Below are 23,739 nucleotides of genomic sequence, written 5' to 3' on the forward strand. Positions count from 1 at the left end.
ACATGAGTAGAGAGCTAAAACCTTATGAAGAGTATAAAGAGACGGAATATGATTGGTTAGGACCTGTTCCAAACCACTGGAACAAATTATCCATCAGAAATATTACGGAGTTATCGTCTGAGCGTAATAGAACAAGGAACGACCTAGAGTTATTATCTGTTTATAGAGAATATGGTGTAATAAAGAAGTCATCGCGAGACGATAATCATAATGTTGAAAGTGAAGATTTAACTAATTATAAACTTGTTGATAAAGGATACTTGGTCTTAAATAAAATGAAAATGTGGCAAGGGTCCTTAGGAGTATCAAGGTATAAAGGGATAGTCAGTCCAGCCTATATTGTTTGTAAATTACGGAAGGATCTGCACTCGGATTATATCAATTATTTACTGAGAGCTGCAGTATTTAAGACAATTTACAACAGACTTTCCTATGGTGTAAGAGTTGGACAATGGGATATGAGGTATGAGGATTTTAAAAATATAAAATTATATATTCCATCTAAAGAAGAGCAAGATCAGATTGTCCGCTACCTTGATAATAAGCTAGTGAAAATTAGTAAATTTATTAAGAATAAGAAAAAGCTAATAGAACTACTAAAAGAACAAAAACAAGCGGTAATAAATCAAGCAGTTACAAAAGGACTAGACCCAACCGCCAAAATGAAGCCGTCAGGAATTGGTTGGTTAGGAGATATACCGGAAGATTGGGAAGTGAAAAGAATTAAACATTTTAGTCGAGTTAATCCGTCTATAAACAATAAGCTTAAAAAAATTAATTTAGAAGATGAAGTGGTCTTCCTAAGTATGGATAAAATTTCAGATTATGGGGAAATAGTTCAGAATGAGCTAAAGCAATTAAAGTATGTTAAAACAGGGTATACGGCATTTGCAAAAGGAGATGTTGTCATTGCAAAAATTACCCCTTGTTTTGAAAATGGCAAAGGAGCTTGCTTATCAAAGCTAAATACAGACATTGGGTATGGAACAACGGAACTAGTAGTTCTTAGACCTAATAAAAGGGTGATATCAGAATTTTTATATTGGATAACTAGAACCAGTTACTTTAGAAATTTGGGAATAGAAGTTATGACAGGATCAGCTGGGCAGAAAAGGGTACCTGTAGAGTTTGTTACCAATTTTCAACTGGGAATACCTGATGTGGAAGAACAGAATAAAATTGTTAAATTAATTGAAGAAAAGATTTCGATTTTAAGCAAATTATTAGAAAAAGTAAACAAAGAAATCGACCTGATGGCAGAATATCGCACTAGCCTTATCTCAAATGTAGTAACAGGTAAAGTAGATGTTCGCCATATTGAAATTGAGAATTTAACTGAAGATGTTGGAGAATCTTTCAGCGATTTGGATGATTTGGAGGTAGAAGACAACGATCTATTAGCAGAGGGGGAATAGGTATGTCAACCAATACAAGAGAATCTGGATTGGAAAGCTTAATTGTTAACCATTTAGTGAATAACAATGGATATGAGCTAGGGGGAAATGAAGATTATAATAGGGATTATGCTGTTGATGAAACAAGACTCATAAGGTTTCTAAAGGAAACCCAGCTTGATGAGATCGAAAAGACTGGCATATTAAACAGCGACCATAAAAAGCAGCAGTTTCTTAACAGGCTACAAGGGGAGATAACAAAGCGTGGAGTAATTGATGTATTAAGAAATGGTTTTAGTTTCTACCCTGCAAATCTTATCATGTTTTATATGACTCCAACGGAGAAGAATGTAACTTCAAAGAAGATGTTTGATCAAAACATATACAGTGTAACTAGGCAGCTGATGTATTCTAAAGATAACACTCAGTTGGCCTTAGACTTTGCCATCTTTATAAATGGTATACCTGTCATAACCTGTGAACTTAAGAATAGACTCACCAAACAAAGTGTAGACGGTGCAGTGTACCAGTATAAAACAGATAGGGATCCTAGGGAAATTTTATTTCAATTCAAGCGTTGCATGGTTCATTTTGCCGTGGATGACAATGAAGTCAAGTTCTGTACAAAGCTTGAAGGGAAAAAGTCCTGGTTCCTACCATTTAATAAAGGAAACAATGGTGGAGCTGGTAACCCACCTAACCCGAACGGGATTAAGACTGACTACTTGTGGAAAGAGATACTGATCAAAGAAGAACTTGCCAATATTATTGAAAACTATGCTCAGGTGGTTTTTGAAGAAGATGAACATACAAAGAAAAAGAAGGCTAAGCAGATATTTCCTCGTTATCATCAACTCACCGTAGTGAAATCGCTTCTTGCTGATGCTAAAGATAATGGGGTAGGTAAGAAGTATCTTATCCAACACAGTGCAGGAAGTGGAAAATCTAACTCCATAGCTTGGACAGCACATCAACTTGTGGGATTAGAGAAGGATGGCACTAATATATTTGACTCTGTAATTGTAGTAACAGACAGAGTTAACCTTGATAAACAGATCAGAAATACCATTAAACAATTTATGCAAGTAGGAAATACAGTGGGCCACGCAAACAGCTCAGGAGATTTAAAAAAACTTATAACTGAAGGTAAAAAAACAATTGTCACAACTGTTCATAAATTCCCTTATATCTTAGATGAGATTGGTACTGATCATAAAGGAAGCAAATTTGCTATCATAATCGATGAAGCACACTCAAGCCAAAGCGGGAGTATGTCAGCAAAGATGAATATGGCTTTATCGGGGGATTACACCACTGACGATGAAGAAACAATCGAAGATAAGATTAATAAGATGATGGAAGGTAGGAAGATGTTAAGAAATGCAAGCTATTTTGCATTTACAGCTACGCCTAAAAATAAAACCCTTGAGATGTTTGGGGTGCCAGTACCAAACGGTCATGAAGTACAACATAAACCCTTCCATGTCTATACAATGAAACAAGCAATTCAAGAAGGCTTTATATTAGATGTACTTAAACACTATACACCCATCAGTAGTTACTATAGAGTAGCTAAAGTGGTTGAAGATGACCCCATGTTCGACAAGAAAAAGGCCCAAAAGAAGCTAAGAACTTATGTGGAGTCTAACAGCCATGCCATTGAACAGAAAGCCGATATTATGGTTACACACTTCCATGAGCAGGTTATAGCAAAAGGCAAGATTGGTGGTCAAGCCAGAGCTATGGTTGTGACCAGTAGCATAGAAAGGGCTATTGAGTATTACTACACCATAAGTAAATGTCTCCAGAAGAGGAAAAGTCAATACAAGCCTATAATTGCTTTTTCAGGTGATAAGGAATACAACGATAAAATGGTTAATGAAGCAACTATAAACGGCTTCCCAAGTAACAAGATTGAAAGCGAGTTTAAAAAAGATCCATATAGATTCTTAGTTGTGGCAAACAAGTTCCAAACAGGTTATGATGAGCCCCTGTTACACACCATGTATGTCGATAAAATGCTAACAGACATTAAAGCAGTACAGACACTATCACGGCTAAATAGGGCACATCCAGGGAAAAATGATACTTTCGTACTAGATTTTGCAAACGATACTGATATAATCAAAAAAGCCTTTGAAACATACTACACAACAACTGTTTTGTCAGATGAAACAGACCCCAACAAACTATATGACCTTATAGGAGAAATGGAAAAACATCAGGTGTATACTGACTACCATATAGAAACTTTGTTGGAACTTTACCTAAATGATGCTGAGCGCGACAGACTAGACCCAATCTTAGATGCGTGCGCCAGTAACTATGAATCTTTAGAAGAAGATGAACAAGTTAGCTTTAAAAGCAACGCCAAAGCCTTTGTAAGAACTTACGGTTTCCTTGGGGCGATATTACCATATGCAAACATAGAATGGGAGAAGTTATCGCTGTTTTTAAACCTGCTTATTCCTAAACTACCGTCCCCGAGGCAGGATGATCTTTCAAAAGGTGTGTTAGATGCGGTGGATCTAGATAGTTATCGTGCAGAAATAAAGCAAACCATGTCAATTATCTTAGAGGAAGAACCAGAGTACGGAGTAGGACCTGTACCAACCAGTACAGGAGGAGGTACACAAGAGCCTGAGATGGACCTACTAAGTAACATACTTCAGTCATTTCATGATATGTGGGGCAATATAGATTGGAAAGACGAAGACCAAGTAAAAAGACACATAGCAGGTATACCAGCTGCCGTTGCCAAAGATGTAGCTTACCAAAACGCTATGAGGAACTCAGACAAGCAAAATGCTAGAATAGAAAGCGAAAGAGCATTGGGCAGAGCGGTAATTAACATGATGTCCGACAACATGGAGCTCTTTAAGCAATTCAATGACAACCCATCATTTAAAAAATGGCTCTCGGATATGGTGTTTAATTTAACTTACAATACAAAAGGCGAGCAATTCAAAGGTGACATGATAGTTTAACATTGACCAAAGCATGATTAGCTCAGTAAGTTTTTACTGGGCTAATCAATTAATTTGAGGAGGTAACTAGCATGGATACAGTTTATAGCACTATAAATATCTATAACATTATTAAGAATAAATATAATGACTATTTAAAACCAGAAATAACTTCAATTACCATTATACAATCAGAAGAAAGTGTATGGCTTGAGTCAGTAGAAGTAGAAAATGTAGGAGGATCATTGGAAAAACAAACGGTAAGAAGGATAGACCTTGATTTTATAGCAGATGAACCTGAAGAACCTTATTTTAATCCGAAGGATACGATAGAAGAAAATGTTAGAAGGTTTATAAAAGAATTCTCTCCATACTCTATTATTCAAACTACAGAACTATTTCGTAAAGAAGCCTGTGATAAGATAGCTATGAAATATGAGAGGTTTGGAGTGGATAGGTAGCCGATTAATGGGATAACTTATAGTTGGTTAAGCACCAGTATTAAATTATAAATGGGGGAGTAAAATTGCAAATAAGGAAAATAATAATTCGTAATTTTCAAGGGTTTGGTGAAGAGGATACTCATATTGAATTATCTGACTTGACCACCTTTATCGGGGCTAATAGTAGTGGTAAAACGGCAGTACTTCAAGCACTATCAAGAATTTTTGGATTGTATAACAGCCAACGTGAAATTAAAAAAACAGATTTTTATACACAAAATAATGAAAGAATTGAAGAGATTGATACCAAGGAATTAAAAATTGAGGCTATATTAGACTTTCCCGAACTTGTTAATAATGATTCTAGTGATACAGTTCCAACTTTTTTTAATCAAATGGTTATTGAAGAACAAGGAACAGTACCCTACTGTCGAATACGGCTGACGGCAGTATGGAAAAAAGGAGTAAGGCCTGAGGGAGACATAGAAACTAAATTACAGTTTATAGTAGTACCAGAGGGGGAAGAAGAGGATGATTCTAATTATGTAAACATGCAGAATCACCAACGTTCAATGATTCAGTTTATATATGTACCAGCAGTTAGAGATCCCTTACATCAACTCAAACTAGCATCAAGTACTATTCTAGGAAGAATTTTGAGGTCAATTAAGTGGTCAGAAGATCTAAAAGAAAACCTTAAGAAACAAAAAGAAAACATTAGCCAATTAATTGATGCACAAGAAGGAATGGACTTAGTAGCCCAATGCCTAGATAGAAATTGGAAAGCTTATCATGGAGATGATAGGTACTCAAAAGCACTCCTTAATTTTGGAGGGAATGATTTAGATGATACATTAAGAAAACTAGAAGTGATATTTGAATCTATTGATGGTAATAATGTATTTTCAATGCAAGATTTAGGTGATGGTCTGAGATCGCTATTCTATCTTTCGTTAATTAACATGTCACTTGAAATTGAAACCAAGGTAAGGAAAAATAACGACATAGTCAATGATAATCCATTCGAATTTATACCTTCACTATTAACAATCCTAGCTGTAGAAGAACCTGAAAATCACATATCACCTCACTTATTAGGAAGGGTAGTTAAGAATTTAAGAGAGATATCTAAACAAGAAAATGCACAAGTTATAGTTACATCTCATTCTCCAAGTATTGTAAAAAGAGTAGACCCTGAAGATATCAGGCACATAAGGATATGTAAACAGAATTCATGTACTGTTGTAAGGCGTATTTATCTACCAGCAGAAGAAGTCGAAGCATATAAGTATGTAAAAGAGGCTGTGATAGCATATCCAGAATTGTATTTCGCCAAGCTGGTAATATTAGGTGAAGGAGACAGTGAGGAGCTTATACTATCTAAATTGATAGAACTAAAAGGAGTTGAAATAGACAGTAGCGGTATTAGTATAGTGCCCCTAGGAGGAAGATTTGTTAATCACTTCTGGAAACTTTTAAAGCAGCTAGATATCCCGTTTATAACTTTGCTTGACTTGGATTTAGAGCGTAATACAGGTGGGTGGTCTAGGTTAAAGTACATTTTTCAACAATTAATCGAAAATGGTGAGTCTATAGAAAATATATTAGGTGATGAAATAGACTTAGATCAAATACATCTAATGAACTATACCGAAAACAGCAGAGAAGAATTAGAAGTGTTAACTAAAGTTCTAGAAGAATTTAATGTGTTTTTTTCAGCTCCATTAGATATAGATTTTATTATGTTAGAAAAATACATAGATATTTATAAGCAAATAGTCCCTCCAAATGGAGGACCAAAAATTCCTGATAGAGTGAATGAGTATGATATATATCTTCAGAGAATCGAAAAAGATGTTAAAACCGTACTGAAATCAGAAGATGCAGAAGGGATTACATATAGTGCTGAAGAAAAAGAGCTGATGATTTGGTATAAATATCACTTTCTTGGAAGGGGGAAACCAAGCACTCATTTGATGGCTCTATCGAAGATAGGGGAAGAATTAGCTCAGAGCTACCCTCTCGTGCTAGATAAAATTATTGAAAGTGTAAAATTTTTATTATCTAAACAATCTAATTTATCATCGGAGGAAATGGAGGACTAGAATGTTTATAAAAGAGAATTGGGTTGAAGTGGACGGAATCACTTTAGAAAAAGGTGCTAAGGCTGTGGTAAGGAGTGATAAAAATTATGCTGTTATGGCTGGACCAGGAGCAGGTAAGACTGAATTACTAGCACAGCGCGCATCATATTTATTGCAAACTCATGTTTGCGAATACCCTAAAAAAATACTGGCAATAAGTTTTAAGAAAGATGCAGCCAAAAACTTAAAAGATAGAGTAAATTTAAGATGTGGGAAAAAATTAGGTAATAGGTTTGAATCTATGACATATGACTCTTTTGCCAAAAATTTAATTGATCATTTTAGGAATGCTCTTCCACAAGAGTACGCTTTGAAAAAGGGCTATAATATACTAGTTAGTTTAAGTAGAGATAATATTAGAGATTATTTGTTGAATTTTGAAGGTGAAGAACCTTCACACTTAAAGGGGAATATATCTGTTGTTAGGCAGATAGATATGAAGGAATTTTGGGATAGATTCTTAACTAGACAAAAACTGCCTTTTGAAGAACCTAAAACACCAAACGAGTGGTTAAGAGAAGAAGTCTGGATGAAACTTCTAAAAGGTGAGGGAGGGTTTGATGCAGGAGTCACATTCCCTATGTTAACTTTGCTAGCAGAATTCTTATTAAGGTCAAATCCTCTTATAGTTAAGGCCTTAAATATGACATATTCTCATGTTTTTTTAGATGAATTCCAGGATACTACTGAATTACAATATGAATTACTTAAAACTGCTTTTTTAGAATCAAATGTAATAATTACTGCTGTTGGAGATAGAAAACAAAGAATAATGGCTTGGGCAGGCGCCCTTCCTGATGCTTTTAAGCTCTTTATAAACGATTTTAATGCTTGTGAGGAAAATTTAGTAATGAACCATAGATCAGCCCCTAGACTAATCGAAATTCAGAGAGCTTTTGCTAAGAAACTTAAGGACAGTGAAACAGATATAATAGCAGGTGATAAATGGGAAGAAAATGATGGGATATGTGAAATATGGAGATTTCAAGATTTTAACCTCGAAGCTGAGACTATTACAGCAACAATTATCCAATTGATTGAAAACGAAAAAATAAATGCTAGAGATATCTGTATACTAGTTAAACAAAAAACAGAGGATTATAGTAAAAGAATTGTTGAAGAACTCCATGCAAAAGGAATAAAAGCTCGAGATGAGAGCAGGTTACAAGACTTACTAGCTGATGATTTAGTCGGGTTTATATTAGATATTTTTTATGTTAGTATAGGGCGAAACAACTCTAAGGAGTATGACAGAACTTTAAACACCCTAATTCAGTTAAAGGGTTATGATAAGGATCGAGATTTAGAAAGATTGATAACTTTAGAAACAAAGTTGCAAACTTTTTGTTTAGAAATTAAGGATTTGATTAAAGAAGCTAAAACTGAAGAGCAATTTAAAGTTATTATTATTGAAGTAATCAATTTCATAAATATAGATGTTTGGAAAGCACATTACCCTCAATATAAAAATAAGAAGTGGCTATCGGAATTATTAATGAGTTTTTTTCGCCAACTATGGGATGAGTATACAAAAAATGATGACTGGCTAAAAGCTATAAAAGATTTCAAAGGGGAGAACACTGTTGCAATAATGACAATTCATAAAAGTAAAGGATTAGAATACGATACTATTTTTTTTGTTGGTCTCGAAGATGCTGCATTTTGGAATATTAAAAATCAAGAAGAAGAAGAAACATGTACGTTTTTTGTAGCACTTTCTCGAGCAAAGACCAGGATATTTATAACATATAGTGGATACAGAGAAGTAGGAAGAAACTTTAATCAAAGGACTGATAACGTAATTGGATTCTATAATACTTTAGAGGAGTCAGGTCTAGTTAAAATATGTGATTATTAGACATGTAGACAAATTTGCAAACTCTATGTTTCGAGTTTTTAACTCAAATATCCCCACCTTTCAATGTATAAGTTCAGAAGGAGGGATTTTTTTTTGCAGGATTTATAATCATCTTTATTGAAATATATAGTATAACTTAGTTGGAGGTAATTGGATGATTAGGAAAAAACTTCTTTCTTACGAATATAAGACTATTACTCTGCAAATGTCAACGATTTTTTTTACCACTTGCTATTCAATTTGTTTACCACTAGTGATATCTAAAAAGTTTACCACCAGCATAGCTATCGCTACTCAAAAAGTTTACCACAAAGTTGTTTAACAATAGGAAATACCCCACGAGTGTTTACTTAGTTTAATTAATCCATATCTTGTTCGGAGTTTTCACTGCGATAAGATGGGCCATTCATGTTAAGTACGTGAGATCTGAATGTAAGTCTATCAACTAATGCGGCGACCATTGTTTCGTTTTCAAAAAGGGTTGTCCACTCTGTAGGGCTGTGGGGGTCAGGACGTGCGGCAGAGCTTAGGTCGTACCATATAGCGGGTGGAATTCCCGTCGAGAAAGAACTAGCCATTCACTCGTAGCGAGTCTTGGAGGGCAGCGGGTAACCGTTGCTTATAAGCGTAGACAGTTAGGTAGTGGGCCGAAAGCCGTAAGGTTGAAGGGATTGAGCTTCGAAAACCCGAATCAGAAGGGCTGATGTCATGTCCTGTACAGAAAGCAACATTTCTTTTCTCGAAATGGCAAGAGGAAAGGAACCTTCTCGGAGTCATTGACCTCGGCACGTTACACATTGATATGTTATGGCAACTCTGGAGGTCCTGCAGGTCTTTTCACTAAAAGTGAAGAGTATGGCGTACAAGCGATACAAAGTGAGGAAACCAAATGCCTTGCAGAAAGTCGGATAACAGCGTAGTACCAATGAAATCGGGTAATGCTGATGGAGGAAAGGCTGTTACCTGTCATCGTTCTTCTTAGGGACACATTAACTACACACAGAGGTGGAATAATTAATGGAAACAAAACTAATGAGAATAGCAGAATTAGCGAAATCTCAACCTAAGATGCAATTCACTGCTCTTGCACATTAATTGAATGAGGAGACACTTAAACAGTGCCACCATGAACTACCAAACAATAAAGCCGCAGGAGTAAACCGAACCACTAAGGAAGAGTATGAAGAACAGTTAAATGAAAACATTCGAAATCTAGTTAAGAGGCTCAAGCAGAAAAGCTACCATCCAAGTCCCGTAAGAAGGACTTACATTCCTAAAGCAGGTAGTAACAAGAAACGCCCTTTAGGAATACCGGAACACGAAGACAAGATAGTGCAGAGAGCTATTGCAAAGATTTTAAACGAACAAGATTTCTTGGATTCATCTTTTGGATTTCGTCCAAACCGTAATTGTCACGACGCCTTAAAGATTCTCAATGTCTACCTAGAAGGAAGAAAGATTAATTTCATAGTGGATGCCGATATTAAAGGGTTCTTTGATAACGTCAGCCATACATGGATGATGAAGTTTCTGAATCACCGAATCAATGATCTTAACTTTTTGAGAATCATTGAAAGATTCCTAAAAGGTGGGTACATGGAAGACGGAAAGACATATGTGACAGACTCCGGAACCCCCAGGGTGGATTGATTTCACCAATTATCGCGAATCTTTATCTTCACTATGTACTTGACTTATGGTTTGAGAAAATCATCAGGAAACACTGTAAAGGTCAAGCTTACATGGTTAGATATGCAGATGATTTTGTATGTTGCTTTCAGTTTGAAGAAGATGCACAATTATTTTACCGCGCATTAATCGAGAGATTAGAGAAATTTGATCTCGAGGTTGCAGAGGGTAAAACAAAGATTATCCCTTTTGGAAGGTTTGCTAGTGAACGTTGTAAGGATGATGGGATGAAGAAGCCCGCGACATTCGATTTTCTAGGATTCACCCATTACTGTAGCAAAAGCCAGAAAGGTAATTTCCGTGTAAAGCGGAAAACCATTGCTAAGAAAATGCGTGCTAAAATCATACAGTGCAAAGAATGGCTGAAAATCAACAGATATAAAAGCATAACGGAGATAATGAAAAGCTTGAGTCGTTCGTTAAAAGGCTATTACAATTATTATTGCATAACGGACAACTCAATCACAGTAAATAACTTCATGGATAAAGTAAGAAGTTTACTGTTCAAATGGATGAATCGAAGAAGCCAACGTAAATCTTTTAACTGGGATAAATTCATACTATTCGTGAGGAAATTCCCATTACCTAAACCAAGTATGAAGGTGAGTATTTACGATTTAGGAAAAGAGATTAGTTACATTCTGTAAATGGTGTTAGGAGGAGCCGTGTGCGTTAATTGCGCAAGCACGGTTCTGAGAGGGGGAAGAACTCAATCCGTTTAGGAAAGGTTCTTCTCTACTCGACTGCCATCATGCAATTTGTAACTTATTGTGGACATCACGAACTCTCAAAAAATGGACAACCAAAAGCCCCATGAATTGATACAAAGTCAATTCATGGGGTTGTTATATTCCAGCAGGATTTCCATGCTTGGTTATTGAATTATATAATATAATACTAACATACTTAGTAAGTGTTTTTAATGGAATTGGCTGGATTCTAAGGAGAAGCGTAATAAGGTTCTCAATGTTATAAACTTATATTTGAAATGGGTTGTTCTGAACCTACATCGTCGAAATCAAAGAATATCTTATCGAATGTTCTGTATTAACCCAAATGTAAAGCTAGTGAATTATGGTTTATAAAGAAAATTTGAGTGCTGAGGTGATGACCAATGAATTACAGCTCCATAGATATAGATGGTTTTAAAGGAAAATGGATAGCTGTTTATATAAGTGATGATGGTTTTGATGTGGGGCAGTTTGACACTATAGCTGATATATGTGAAAGGTACCCTAACTGTGATAGCTACCTTATGGATATGCCCATAGGACTTGTGGAAAGTAGAAATGAGCTGCGCCCTGATTTGTTGGTTAAGAAGGAACTTGGTAGAAAGGGGTCAAGTATTTTCCAGGTCCCTTGTAGGCAGGCAGTTTATGCTGAGGATAAGGTTAGGGCTAGGGAGTCAAATATACAAGTGCTAGGCAAGAGTTTGTCGGAGCAAACTTTAGGGATAGTTAAGGGGATCAGGCAAGTGGATGAGTTCTTATTTACTAACCCAGCTTGGAAGAATAGGTTGCTGGAAAGTCACCCGGAGTTTTGCCTTGCAAAGCTAAACGGAGGACAGCCAGTTTTGGAACACAAGGCCCCCTTGAGGGACAAGAAATAAGGATGGAGATATTGAGGAGATACTACCCCCAGGCAGATGGTGTTTTAGATAAGTATCGGGCATATTTTCCAAGAAGAAAAAAACTCGATGATGTAATAGACGCTTTATGTTTAGCGGTTATGGGGAAGATGAGTTCAGAAATGGTATAAAGACAATACCAGAACAGCCTATGAAGGATAGTAGAGGGTTGCTCATGCAGATTGTTTATGCAAGTTGTGAACACTCTAGGGGGAAGGAAAAAGTGTTGATAAATACTAATATAGACGGATTCAAACTAAGATTTGCTACAGAAGATGATATTCGATTGATTCTAGAATTTATTAGGGAACTAGCTGAGTATGAGAAGTTGTTACATGAGGTTGTGGCAACTGAGGAAGTTTTAATGGACTCTTTGTTTAAGAGAAAAGTGGCAGAGGTTGTTATAGGTGAATATGATGGTAAGCCTGTAGCATTTGCTTTGTTCTTCCATAATTTCTCTACTTTCTTAGGTAGACCTGGTATATATTTAGAGGACTTATATGTGAAGCCTGGGATGAGGGGGAAGGGGATAGGTAAGATTATGTTGTCTTTCCTCTCTAACCTTGCATTGGAGCGTAATTGTGGAAGGTTAGAATGGTGGTGCCTTGATTGGAACAAGTCCTCCATTGAGTTTTATAAACAGATGGGAGCAGTTCCAATGGATGAGTGGACTACTTTTAGAGTTCACGATGATGCACTTAAGGGTTTAGCAGCAAATTTTAGAGAGTAATACTTTTATTATTATGTAAAGGTGTTGCACCAAATATATTACAGAAACGTGGGGCTAATATGTTAATAGAGCAAACCATAGATGAGTTTTTGCGTAAGAAAAGCAATTACATTGGGTACGAGATAGATACAGTACAAAATCTATTACAAAGCGATAAAAAATATAGTCTTCTATACATTTGTGGACTTGGAGAAATTGAAGGTGATTCATTAAAATATAGTATAAAAACATCGGTAAAGGCTTATTCAAGCATTAAAGACAGTGCAATTGATATTTATAAGAAGTACCTAGGATTCTTAAGTAAAAAATTTGGCATATATGTGGATGTGGATTTTCCGCCAATACCTATATCCATTAGCTTTGAGCGGATCATGTACATCGCCAAGTACCTGCAAAACCCGGAGCATGAGGTCAAACACTTAGAAGATATATTATGGGTCAGCCACAGAACTGTTTTAGATGATATTGCAAAACTTAGGGGGAATACGGATGATCCCCTTCAGGTATGTGGTAAGAAGTTTATTATTGAAGATATGGAACGTAGAAGAGGAAGAGTTACCATGGCTTCAACAGCTCATCCGATCTTTCTTACAGGTAATTTGACACAAGTGATTGTAACTTTAAAAGGCCTAAAAAGCATGAGTCAAGATTCTGCTTATAGGAGCTATGCCATGGAGATGGCAAAATCTATATGGACTCAGCTTTCTGATTATGCAAAAGATAGAATTATTCTTGTTGTAACTGAGATGCTGCCAGATGAAGTTGAGTGGTATTTGAGCTTAGGTGACAAGGATGATAATAGCTTTTATAGTGAATATATGTGTAGCAACACAGAAGGTGCAGGCTGTGTTATTGATTGCTTGAAAAATCGTAAAGAGTGCTATATAGAGTATCAAAGGGAAGATAATTCCGTTGTTTTCTATGAGGATTGCAAGGTAATTGATTATGATGATACATCATTTACTGTTATACATAAGGGGGAGAAAGTAAGGTTAATAAGTGACAATATCCTCCGAAGTAGTTATACAATTGAAGAATTAGTTTAAAACTTGAAGCCCAGCCCTCATATTTATTTAGTTCGGAGTAATTTATAATGAACTTAACAAATAAATATGGGGGCTGATTATTATGAAAAACACTTTTTACAGACCAGAGGAAATCAATGTAGAGGAGTTTGATTCAATAGTATCAAAGCTTAATAAGGATCTCATGGACATTTCAAGAGGCTATGTTAATGAATATGATTTAAAAAGATATGTGGAAAAGCTAGTTGAGGATCAAAAGGATTTCGAAGGAAACGATAAGATAGGGTTTTGGGGGCTTTGGGATCCAAATAAGCTCCCAACGGATGCTCGAGTTGAGTACTTCTACATGCCATCTTATATTGCCACCGGGGTACTTGTTAGCTGTAAGCTAGATTATCCTCACATTGCTAGTGAGGTAACGGGATTTGAAGCTGCTTTAGAAAAAGGGTTGCTGGGTTCAACCACTAGAGGTTTTCAAGGGCATGGTTATGATAACCTAGATGGTTTAGTTAAGGCTTTAAATGTATTTATCACTGCTAAAACTCATATCTTTATTGAGAAGTTTCCAGAGATATGTAAAGAGTTCACAAAGCTTTTTAAAGATTCACTGGAATTTTGTGAAAACAGTCTACAAACAGGTAATACAAAAGGGGATTGGGGGGAAGATTACTCGGTTCAATATAAATGTATTCTTCAAAGCATTTATCCCCACAGATATTTGAACTAGAGGGAAAACTTCAAATGGATAAAGAAGAGGTAAATATATTTGTCTACGGTACTCTGATGAAAAATAACCGCAAGGGAATGACCTATTTAGATGATGCTAGATACTTAGGTGAAGCTACATTAAAGGGTTATGACCTCTATGACTTAGGATGCTTTCCAGGGATTGTAGAAGGAGATGATATGGTAAAGGGAGAGCTATATGCTATTTCTGTGGATAGATTACCTGAGATTGACCGTTATGAGGGGGAAGGGTCTTTATATAGAAGAAAGATGGTAGAAGTTTTTAGCAACGAGAACAATGCTCCAGTGGAGAGTTATGTTTATGTGTATAATAAAGCTGTCTTGGGTAAGTTGAAGATAGAAAATAGCTATCATCCATGGTATCAGGGTATAGTAGAAGAGATTAAAGGTGATAATCTTGTTTGGTATGCCACCTATGGGTCAAATGTTAACAAGGAAAGGTTTATGAAATATATAAATGGTTGTTGCGATACTACACCTCCACAAAAGGAAAGACCTATAATCATAGATCATCCAATATACTTTGCCAATAGAAGTAGCACATGGGAAGATAGAGGAGTTGCATTTCTAGACTTACAAAAGGAAGGCAAAACCTATGGAAAGATGTACTTGATAACAAAGGAACAATTGAGAGAGATTCAAAGACAAGAGGGTCCAGGGTGGTATGATGCGGTAGGGGATTTGGGTAATAAGGATGGAATACCTGTGAAGACACTGACACATTCTTCAAGGTTTGTAGAGGAGAATATACCATGCAGGGCATACTTTGATATTATTAAACAGGGTATTAGTACTACTTACCCCACATTAAAAGATGATGAAATTGATGCTTACTTACTAGGTCACTGCCTGGATGGGGATATGGTTGAGGTACTGCGATACCTTAGGAAACAACAGCATGGAGTTAAAATCTCTAAGATATGTACCGACTTAAATAAAAATGAGAAGATGGTCATAGATTCACTTTCGGGGTTACGTGACCTAGGTTTAGTAGTACAAGATGGTAGGAACGTAAGGGAAGGAGTTACTGCAAACTCACCTGAGGCTGTATATTATACTGTAAAGGGAATTAGGGAAGCTATAGATAAGGTTGTGGTAAGTTTTGAGTAAGGTGGGTTAAAGGTTTTACTCAGATGAGAAATGATCTTATGTACTATATTTGTAATATATAGAGTAGTCATTAAAATATATAAGGGGAGGTGATGTAATGAGTAGAAAAAACATCTTATTATTTGTCGCTGGTATATTGGCAGGAATATTTATCTTTAGTCCTTTGCTGAGGAATCTCATAAATTGGCTATTTTAACTAAATAAATATAGCGAGAGGATAAATAGCTACTAGATTTTGTTTTCTAGTGGTTATTTATTTGCTTAACCCTCGTTTCGATGCGAGGGTTTTTTAAAATCTAGGAAAGTATGTAACCTAGATTTTAAAAAAGTGGGGTTATCTGGGCGCTATGCAGCCCTTGGGACTTTAAGGAGGGTGCTTTTTTTAATCCATTTCTTCATGAAGGATTTTATCAAATAAAATAGAATTATGGATATAAACAAATACTGCTGAGTTCTTATTGAAGTATGTATTTAATACTTAGAAAGGGTAGACTTATTTAAACGGATCAAAAAAGTTTATATAGCCGAAAGGAGTCAATATGATAAGTGGAATTAAACCAAAACATAAAATAACCCCAGTGCGTCTTCATCTAGAGATAAAAGGTGAATATCTGACAAATTATCAAAAAAGGATGCTTAAAAGATATGGAGAGTCCTCAACGCGTGAATCCATAACCAGGGATATTCTTATACCGTCGGATATGCCATTACATAACCTTCATTATGCAATTCAAAAATTGTTTGGATGGCAGAACTCTCATCTACGGAGTTTTTATTTGCCAGAAGAAAGGTATCAAGAGTTGACAGGTGGAACTGTTAAGGGGTGGTCTGATTTAGTAGGCGTATTATTCCAACCTCCATCAGAAGCAGAACATGATATTTTTTGGGATGATGATTACCAGAGGGGTAACATCAATACATGGCTTAAGAAAAAGTACGCAGGGCCATATTTCTATGGAGGCATACTAGAACATCCAGACGCTGCAAGACGAGACATGAAAAGACTATTAGATAGGTTCAATATGGTTGAAGTCATTGAATCCTTTAGTGACTATTGGGAACGTTCAAAAGGAGATGACGATGAAGAAATGAGAGTTTTACGAAGGGCACCGCTAATTGAATTAACCCTTGAAGAAATGAATTCATCCATTATGATTGAAGGAGGGACAGAGAGCTTATTGGAGCGTTTAGAAGTTGATAAAATAATAGCAGCACAAGATGAGGTTATGGATTCTAAGAATCTGTTCCCTGTAACAAAGGAACTAATTTATAATTATGACTTTGGTGATAATTGGATTATAAAAATAACTAAGTACAAAGATTGTGAAGATTTGATAAGAGATAATCTTATTGACCGAGATGAGCTTGAAGAGGCAGAAGATACTGTAGTAAATAAGCATAAGCCAGTTTGTCTTAACAAAGATGGAATATCCGTCCTTGATGATGTTGGAGGATTGAGTGGATTTGCTGACTTATTAGGAGTTATTTATGAAGGTGAAGATAAAGAAGAGAAGGCTAATGCTCGTGCTTGGGCACAAAGCCTTGGTTGGAGTGCTAAAAAGATGTCTAATAAAATGATGATATAGTCAAGTGATTTGAAATTAGATTTAGCAAAATGAAATGTGTGTTTTATAACTACTTAGGAGGATTTATGGGGAAGAAAAAAAAAAGATAGAATGCGGAATAGGAATGAGCATTTGAATTTCATCGATAAAAACATAGAGGACAACCAAAGTGATGAATATTTTTACTATATTGCTGGATATACAGAAGGCGGAATGCCATTTGGTATAACATGGGAAGAGGCTATTGAACAAGGTTTAGTAGAAGAAAAGCCATCAAATGAAGATGATGATTTCTTATTAAATGAGGTATAGGATTGGTTGTCTAAGAAGCCTGTGGTTTTGTTTTGTTCTTAAATGGGTATATGATTTACATAGAAGCGAAAACAAGTGGTTGGCTTTGAGGGGAGGAAAGTAGTATTTTACGTTTAGTTGATCAGTATGATATCTAAAAAGTGCTAGAGAGTATTTTTAGTTACTCGGAGTTTGTAGCAATTAGAGGGAGTATAAAAAAAAGGGCTGTCGTACAATGAATAATTCATTGGCAACAGTAATTATTTTCCGAAAAGTAGGTATAAAGAATGAGTTTTTATGGAGGGATTTTAATGAGCGAGCAACGATTACTTACAAAAATAGATTTAGCTGAAAGGTGGTAGCTAAGCCAAAGGACAATCGAACAATATGTTGCAGATGGCATAATTCAAAGAGTAAAAGGCATTACAGTACCAAGATTTAACCCACAACATATAGCAGAAATTGAAGAAACTAAGATGGAAAGATTTAGTCCATCGGAACGAAGACTACTTGAACAATAGATAGAAAAACTACGCAACGAGAATGAGGAACTGAGGAAAGTAGCAAAAGGGGTCTTAATGGATTTGAGAATTGAAAACCACCAACCCCGTGTAGGTGGTTTTTACGCATAAATAAAAGAATAAATACTAGATATCTTTCACACAGTAAAAACAATCGAGCCCTAGCAGGAGTTTTAAAAGAAATAGAGAAAAAGGTAAAAAGATATAAAAATTAATTCAGGGAGAAAACAAAATGAAATTATTTGAACGGATTCCAGAAAGATTATTTAGTATATTAACATCATCTAATAAGGAGCTCTATGTTGAAGCCTTGTTTGTATTACGCCAAGCATTTAAGACAGAACTGGTGATTCGACGTATAGACCTTGTGGCAATGATGATTGATGCTATGGAAGTAAAAATAATCCAAGCAGATTTTTCCGAAGAAGCTGAAGAAATGGATGAAGGAATTAAGGTAGATGTAAGTTTATCGGGAAAAGCATACTTGATAATCCGTAAACTGAAAGAGACAGGGTGGTTAGAGGTTGAATACCAAAACAGCTCTTTCGAAGAGGATATAACCATACCAGATTACGCAATTTCCATAATTAACTTGTTATACGATATCTCCACAGAGCGGATGAAAGAATACAACAGCTACGTTTTTGCAACATATTCTGCATTGAAAAATACTGAGGAAAACCCAGACTATATGTATCAGGCTTTGCAAGCTGCATATCAGAACACAGTTCAACTGGTGGATGAATTAAAGCTTTTATTTAATAACATTAGGCGGTACTACCAAAGAATGACAACAGAGCTTAATATTAATGAGTTGCTAGCTGAACACTTTGACTATTATAAAGAGCAAATAATTGATAACATTTACTACCCTCTTAAGACTATCGATTCTGTACCTAGGTTTAAGCATGCTATATTGTTGCGCTTAAATGAATGGGTGTTACAAGATGAGGTTATTGAAATGATGGTTATGCAAGGAAAAAAGCGGCGTATCTATACATCAGAGGAAGAGGGCAAAGAAGATATCTTAGAGAAGATTAACTATATTGCAAATACCTTTGAAAACATAGAAGGAATGATTGCAGAAATCGACAAGAAGCATGTGGCGTATACCAATGCGTCCATTGATCGTATCCGCTATATGATGAACTCTGATAGAAGTGTAAAAGGGAAACTTGTTGAACTGTTAAAGCAATCTGACAAAGCTGAAATATATTCAAAACTTTCAGAAGGGGTACTTGTATATCAGCAAGGATACATTGATGACGGCTCTTTGTACAATAGAACTAAACGCACAGTAAAATCGGAAGGGAAGCCTACACCCATAGAAGAAATAGAAGTTGATAATGGGTTAATTGATACCTTTTTGGAAGATATTCGAAAGCAATATAGTTTTAGAAAAATTAACGAGTTTGTTTTAGAGTGTTTTAGCGGGAAAGACAAGTTCTGTACCGAGGATATGGAAATTAGATGTCAGGAAGAATTTATTCTACTTATTTTGGCAACGTTCCAGACAGGACAGAGAAATACCACATACTGTATGGAATTTTTAGATGGAACTGTAGAAAAAAATGGATATCGATTGCCTAAGGCTATTTTTAACAGGAAAGGGTTGGAAAATAGTGTTTGATGAGAATTTTGAAAAACTTGGTATAGCAGAGCAAGAAAGTTTTAAAAGAATTATAAACTGGATTTTAGCACATACCTTTTTATTACAGGTACAATATGATTTTTCCAATAACTTACGATATACTAACCAGGATTATGTATTCGTGGAAAGAAATTTCGAGTTATTTCAAGAATACCTGAACTACAGTGGATTTTATTTAGAAAGAGATAGTAATTACGGGGTAATCTGTTTGACTAGCTCTTATGACGCAAATAGGCAGAGATTTGATAAGCTAACGACTTTAATGGTTTATGTTCTAAGGCTAATTTATGAGGAAGAAAGGGAAAAACTATCTCTATCAAAGGAGATTTTCACATCCACTGGGGAATTAGTACATAAGATGATTTCACTGGGAGTTATCACTAAGAAGCCGGCGGATATTGCCCTTAGAGAAGCCTTAAGGCGTCTTAATCGTTTTCGGGTTATAGATAAGGCTGAAGGGTTTTGGGAAAATGCAGGAACAAAACTTTTAATCCTCCCTACTATCCTTTTTATTGTAACAAACGAGAGGATTAGTAACATGTATGCTTTGTTGGATAAAGTGGAGGAGGTAGGGGACAAAGAGGATTATTTGGAGGAACAAGGATGAAAAAATTAAAGAGAATGCTCTTAGTAAATTGGCATAACTATGCAAAAGAAGTGATAGAGTTTGACACAATTAACTTTCTTACAGGAAAGACAGCGGCAGGAAAATCAACTATAATCGATGCTTTACAATTAGTACTATTAGGGGATACAACGGGTTCTTTTTTCAATAAAGCTGCTAATCAGAAATCAGCTCGAACATTAAAGGGCTATTTATTTGGTGAAACAGGCGATGATGGTGAAACAGGGTTCAATTATTTGAGAAATGAAAGATTTACTAGTTATGTGGCATTAGAGTTTGAGGATACCACTCAAAGGCGGATGTTTACAACTGGAATTGTCTGTGATTGCTATAAAGATCAAACATTTGATTATAAATGGTTTATACTAAATAACCGAGGACTACCCGAAAATCTATTTGTTGATGAAAAAAGTAGGGTTCCCTATGACATTAGGAATTTAAGGGCACTCTTAGCTGAATGGTTGAAAGGTAAAAAGGGGTATGATTTTGAGTTATTGGATACAAATAAGCGCTATCAGGAAGTAACCCTTGGAAAATTTGGTCAGGTTAAGAATAAATACAGGGTCTTGCTTAAAAAGGCTGTCCCATTTTCACCAATTGCAGATATTGAACAGTTTATTACAGAGTCTATTTGTGATATAAAGGATAGAATTGATGTCGATCAGATGCAAAGTGATATAAGACAATATAAGCAATTAGAGCAGGATGCTCTAGGCATCCAAGAGAGAATAACTAAACTCCAAGAAATTTGTAGTATTAATAAGAATTATGAAAATGAAAAAGAGAAATTTAAGCAGCAGGATTATATATTTATAAGGGCAGGCAAAGCAGAGGCAGAGCGGCAGGAAAATGAGATTAATAACCTCATTCTAGAAAAAAGAGAGTCGATAATGCTGAATGAGGAAGCAATGAAAAATCTGAAAAGTGAATTATCAATTATAATAAAGAAACTTGAACAACTAGAAATTGAATACCGTACTTCTGATATTGCAAAGAGGGAAAGAGAGTTAAAAGAAGGAATAGCTAAAATTAGGAAAGAAATAAATGAGTTAGAAAAGAGTATACAAGCAATGTTGGAACGGATAAATGGTTATGGAAAAAAATGGTTAGTACTATCAGACAATCTCAAGTCGTGTGGCTTTTCGACAGAAATAGTTGAAGAAGGACAATTACTATTTGCCGAAATGAAAGATTTAGATGTGAAAGAAGCTAAGAGTTATCCGTTTGTAGATGTAGCCATTAAGTTTGACAACTTAAAATCAGAAGTAAATGGCTATCAAGCAGAGCTAAAAAAGCGGGGAGAGCAATTAAAACACGATATTGAAGAGTTAGAAGGAAAAATATCTAATATTAATAAGGGGATAAAGCCTTATCCTTATGAGGTGACTTCCTTAAAGCGGATTATCGAAGAACAGCTGTTTAAGCTTCATAAAAAGGCTGTTCCAGTATATATTCTTGCGGATTTATTAGAAATACCAGAGCCCAGATGGAGAAATGCTATTGAAGGGTATCTTGATAAGCAGAAGTTCTACCTCCTTGTAAATGAAGAATACTATCGAGATTCCCTTCGTATTTACAGTCAGGAAAAAGAAGAAAAGAAGATTCACGATGTAGGGCTGATAGATATAGGAAAATTAAAAAAATACACAAGACCGCTAAGGTCAGGCTCCCTTGCAGAAGAAGTTGAATCAGATAATAAGTGCGGGAAGCTATATGCTAACTATCTCCTAGGTGGAGTAATGAAGTGTGATCATGTAGATGATTTACGCAACCATAAAATTGCTATAACAGATGACGGGATGTTATACAAAGGATTTGTTTCACGTAGGATTAACCCAGCTAGATATTCCAACCCATTTATTGGTCGGAAATCACTGGAGCTTCTCATTATTAAGTTGGAAAAGGATTTAGAACAACAGAAGAAGCTTTATGAAGAGGTAATAAATTATCACAGAATTGTAAAGGATGCAAGCTCTGCTATGACTCTTAGTAGGTATGAAGGGGAAGAAAATGAAAAGTTAATTAAAGAAGCAGGAATAATTCCACAACTGAAGGAGCGATTGCTTAAGATTCAGCAGGAATACGATGGGCTTGATATTTTGTTTCTGGAGCGTATGGAGAAAAAGATAGTTATGTATAAAGAAGAAATTAAAGAAAAAGATGGCCAGAAGCATGAATTGGATAAGGACAATACTCGCTTGGATACAGAAATAGAGAACATGGAAAAAGAAAAGTTGCCAGAAATTAAGAGGAAAGTCCTACAAATTCAAGGTGAAATCGATGAAGAATTTGAACTTGATTGGATAGAGAAAGTAGGAGAGCCTCGCTTCTTGCGCGAAAGTGCAGCAAATAGAACCATGGCGTCCTTGAAAAGTGGCTTTTATTCAGCTAAGCAACAGACTGCAAAAAAGCGGGATTCCCTGCGAAGCCAAAGGACAGAAAAAAGATCTAGATATAATGGTGAGTATAAAATGCCCTTTGACATTGAAGCAGAAAGTAACCGTGATTTTGATAAGGAGTTACAAGACTTAGATGATATCAGGTTACCTGAGTATATCGAGAAGATTAAAGATTCTAAGGTTAAGGCATATAACCAATTCCGTGATGATTTTATCGCGAAGCTGAAATCTAACATTGAGACTGTGACAGAACAACTTAATGAGTTAAACGCTTCTCTAAAACAAAGTGTTTTTGGAACAGATACTTATCGCTTTGAAAAGAAGCCAAGGCCTGAATACCGCGCCTATTACGATATGATTATGGATCCATTGCTAATGGATACCAGTGGTTGGAATATTTCATCCAAAAGCTTCAATGAAAAATATAAAAAGGAAATTGATGAACTTTTTCGGTTACTGATTTTAAATGATAATAATGTAAGCGCAGAACGTAGGTCGGAGTATGAACGGAATATAAAGAAATTTACAGATTACAAGACCTATCTAATATTTGACTTGGTAGTGACCAATGAACAGGGGGATGAACAGAGACTTTCTAAGACCCTTCTTAAAAAATCTGGAGGAGAGACACAAATTCCTTTTTATATTGCACTACTAGCTTCATTTTCACAAGTGTGTAGAATCAGAAGTAAAAAGCATAATAATACCATTCGTTTAATTATTTTAGATGAGGCTTTTAGTAAAATGGATGGAGAGCGGATACAGGAAAGTATACGGCTATTGAAACGCTTTGAGCTACAGGCTATTTTTTCTGCACCACCAGATAAAATTCCTGACATTGCGCCCTTAGTAAGCCGTAACATTGCTGTATATAAGGGAAGAAAACATTCATTTACTAAAAATTTTGATCCAAAGGAAATAGATGAAGTTCTAATGGAGGAGTAATGAAGGGGA

18 protein-coding genes are annotated in these 23,739 nt (G+C 35.7%); 17 read left to right on the forward strand and 1 reads right to left on the reverse strand.

Annotation, left to right across the window (positions count from 1 at the left end):
* The first annotated feature begins 2 nt into the window (after positions 1-2).
* The 5 genes from HYG86_RS14630 to HYG86_RS14650 all read left to right on the forward strand — a co-directional run bounded on the left by HYG86_RS14630 (position 3) and on the right by HYG86_RS14650 (position 8,805).
* Positions 3-1,415 (forward strand): restriction endonuclease subunit S, encoded by a 1,413-nt coding sequence (locus tag HYG86_RS14630; protein WP_213166317.1) that lies wholly within the window; start codon positions 3-5, stop codon positions 1,413-1,415.
* A 2-nt stretch (positions 1,416-1,417) separates the two neighbouring features.
* Complete coding sequence (locus HYG86_RS14635) at positions 1,418-4,381, forward strand: type I restriction endonuclease subunit R (protein WP_213166318.1); 2,964 nt, start codon at positions 1,418-1,420, stop codon at positions 4,379-4,381.
* Between the two features lie 71 nt (positions 4,382-4,452).
* Positions 4,453-4,821: a hypothetical protein gene (locus tag HYG86_RS14640; RefSeq protein ID WP_213166319.1), complete on the forward strand. Its 369-nt coding sequence runs from the start codon at positions 4,453-4,455 to the stop codon at positions 4,819-4,821.
* 65 nt (positions 4,822-4,886) lie between these two features.
* Complete coding sequence (locus HYG86_RS14645; RefSeq protein WP_246451802.1) at positions 4,887-6,908, forward strand: ATP-dependent nuclease; 2,022 nt, start codon at positions 4,887-4,889, stop codon at positions 6,906-6,908.
* 1 nt (position 6,909) lies between these two features.
* Positions 6,910-8,805 (forward strand): UvrD-helicase domain-containing protein, encoded by a 1,896-nt coding sequence (locus HYG86_RS14650; RefSeq protein ID WP_213166320.1) that lies wholly within the window; start codon positions 6,910-6,912, stop codon positions 8,803-8,805.
* A 359-nt stretch (positions 8,806-9,164) separates the two neighbouring features.
* Here the strand turns inward: HYG86_RS14650 and HYG86_RS18470 are convergent, their stop codons facing one another.
* On the reverse strand, positions 9,165-9,383 hold the full coding sequence (locus tag HYG86_RS18470; protein WP_281391282.1) for an ATP-binding protein: 219 nt from the start codon (positions 9,381-9,383) through the stop codon (positions 9,165-9,167).
* A 517-nt stretch (positions 9,384-9,900) separates the two neighbouring features.
* On the opposite strand from HYG86_RS18470, the gene HYG86_RS18230 reads away from it, so the two are divergent.
* The 12 genes from HYG86_RS18230 (at position 9,901) to HYG86_RS14705 (ending at position 23,730) form a co-directional block, all read left to right on the forward strand.
* Positions 9,901-10,455 carry a reverse transcriptase domain-containing protein gene (locus tag HYG86_RS18230; RefSeq protein WP_281391283.1) on the forward strand — a complete coding sequence of 185 codons (555 nt, stop codon included), beginning with the start codon at positions 9,901-9,903 and terminating at the stop codon, positions 10,453-10,455.
* Positions 10,452-11,141 (forward strand): reverse transcriptase domain-containing protein, encoded by a 690-nt coding sequence (locus tag HYG86_RS18480; protein WP_281391284.1) that lies wholly within the window; start codon positions 10,452-10,454, stop codon positions 11,139-11,141. The genes HYG86_RS18230 and HYG86_RS18480 overlap by 4 nt, the downstream gene beginning before the upstream one ends.
* A gap of 467 nt (positions 11,142-11,608) precedes the next feature.
* Positions 11,609-12,103, forward strand: a complete 495-nt coding sequence (locus HYG86_RS14660) for a DUF429 domain-containing protein (protein ID WP_213166321.1) — start codon at positions 11,609-11,611, stop codon at positions 12,101-12,103.
* Positions 12,104-12,296: 193 nt separating this feature from the next.
* Positions 12,297-12,851, forward strand: coding sequence for a GNAT family N-acetyltransferase (locus tag HYG86_RS14665; protein ID WP_213169300.1), 555 nt, complete (start codon positions 12,297-12,299; stop codon positions 12,849-12,851).
* Between the two features lie 59 nt (positions 12,852-12,910).
* Positions 12,911-13,897, forward strand: coding sequence for a hypothetical protein (locus HYG86_RS14670; RefSeq protein ID WP_213166322.1), 987 nt, complete (start codon positions 12,911-12,913; stop codon positions 13,895-13,897).
* A gap of 82 nt (positions 13,898-13,979) precedes the next feature.
* Positions 13,980-14,603: a hypothetical protein gene (locus tag HYG86_RS14675; RefSeq protein WP_213166323.1), complete on the forward strand. Its 624-nt coding sequence runs from the start codon at positions 13,980-13,982 to the stop codon at positions 14,601-14,603.
* Positions 14,561-15,733 carry a gamma-glutamylcyclotransferase gene (locus HYG86_RS14680; protein WP_213166324.1) on the forward strand — a complete coding sequence of 391 codons (1,173 nt, stop codon included), beginning with the start codon at positions 14,561-14,563 and terminating at the stop codon, positions 15,731-15,733. Before HYG86_RS14675 ends, HYG86_RS14680 begins: the two co-directional genes overlap by 43 nt.
* A 578-nt stretch (positions 15,734-16,311) precedes the next feature.
* Positions 16,312-17,319, forward strand: coding sequence for an IS1096 element passenger TnpR family protein (locus HYG86_RS14685; protein ID WP_246451806.1), 1,008 nt, complete (start codon positions 16,312-16,314; stop codon positions 17,317-17,319).
* A gap of 90 nt (positions 17,320-17,409) precedes the next feature.
* Complete coding sequence (locus HYG86_RS14690; RefSeq protein WP_213166326.1) at positions 17,410-17,610, forward strand: hypothetical protein; 201 nt, start codon at positions 17,410-17,412, stop codon at positions 17,608-17,610.
* Between the two features lie 732 nt (positions 17,611-18,342).
* Positions 18,343-19,740, forward strand: coding sequence for a Wadjet anti-phage system protein JetA family protein (locus HYG86_RS14695; RefSeq protein WP_213166327.1), 1,398 nt, complete (start codon positions 18,343-18,345; stop codon positions 19,738-19,740).
* Positions 19,733-20,368 carry a DUF4194 domain-containing protein gene (locus tag HYG86_RS14700; RefSeq protein WP_213166328.1) on the forward strand — a complete coding sequence of 212 codons (636 nt, stop codon included), beginning with the start codon at positions 19,733-19,735 and terminating at the stop codon, positions 20,366-20,368. The genes HYG86_RS14695 and HYG86_RS14700 overlap by 8 nt, the downstream gene beginning before the upstream one ends.
* The gene (locus HYG86_RS14705; protein WP_213166329.1) at positions 20,365-23,730 is read left to right on the forward strand and encodes an ATP-binding protein; all 3,366 of its coding nucleotides are present in this window, start codon (positions 20,365-20,367) and stop codon (positions 23,728-23,730) included. Before HYG86_RS14700 ends, HYG86_RS14705 begins: the two co-directional genes overlap by 4 nt.
* Positions 23,731-23,739: the final 9 nt, after the last annotated feature.

Origin of the sequence: Alkalicella caledoniensis (genome assembly GCF_014467015.1) — a bacterium.
Taxonomy (GTDB): domain Bacteria; phylum Bacillota; class Proteinivoracia; order Proteinivoracales; family Proteinivoracaceae; genus Alkalicella; species Alkalicella caledoniensis.

Coding starts and splice junctions, on each gene's coding strand:
- HYG86_RS14630 (WP_213166317.1), top strand. CDS start 3: ATGAGTAGAGAGCTAAAACCTTATGAAGAGTATAAAGAGACGGAATAT.
- HYG86_RS14635 (WP_213166318.1), top strand. CDS start 1,418: ATGTCAACCAATACAAGAGAATCTGGATTGGAAAGCTTAATTGTTAAC.
- HYG86_RS14640 (WP_213166319.1), top strand. CDS start 4,453: ATGGATACAGTTTATAGCACTATAAATATCTATAACATTATTAAGAAT.
- HYG86_RS14650 (WP_213166320.1), top strand. CDS start 6,910: ATGTTTATAAAAGAGAATTGGGTTGAAGTGGACGGAATCACTTTAGAA.
- HYG86_RS18470 (WP_281391282.1), bottom strand. CDS start 9,383: ATGGCTAGTTCTTTCTCGACGGGAATTCCACCCGCTATATGGTACGAC.
- HYG86_RS14660 (WP_213166321.1), top strand. CDS start 11,609: ATGAATTACAGCTCCATAGATATAGATGGTTTTAAAGGAAAATGGATA.
- HYG86_RS14665 (WP_213169300.1), top strand. CDS start 12,297: ATGCAGATTGTTTATGCAAGTTGTGAACACTCTAGGGGGAAGGAAAAA.
- HYG86_RS14670 (WP_213166322.1), top strand. CDS start 12,911: ATGTTAATAGAGCAAACCATAGATGAGTTTTTGCGTAAGAAAAGCAAT.
- HYG86_RS14675 (WP_213166323.1), top strand. CDS start 13,980: ATGAAAAACACTTTTTACAGACCAGAGGAAATCAATGTAGAGGAGTTT.
- HYG86_RS14680 (WP_213166324.1), top strand. CDS start 14,561: ATGTATTCTTCAAAGCATTTATCCCCACAGATATTTGAACTAGAGGGA.
- HYG86_RS14690 (WP_213166326.1), top strand. CDS start 17,410: ATGCGGAATAGGAATGAGCATTTGAATTTCATCGATAAAAACATAGAG.
- HYG86_RS14695 (WP_213166327.1), top strand. CDS start 18,343: ATGAAATTATTTGAACGGATTCCAGAAAGATTATTTAGTATATTAACA.
- HYG86_RS14705 (WP_213166329.1), top strand. CDS start 20,365: ATGAAAAAATTAAAGAGAATGCTCTTAGTAAATTGGCATAACTATGCA.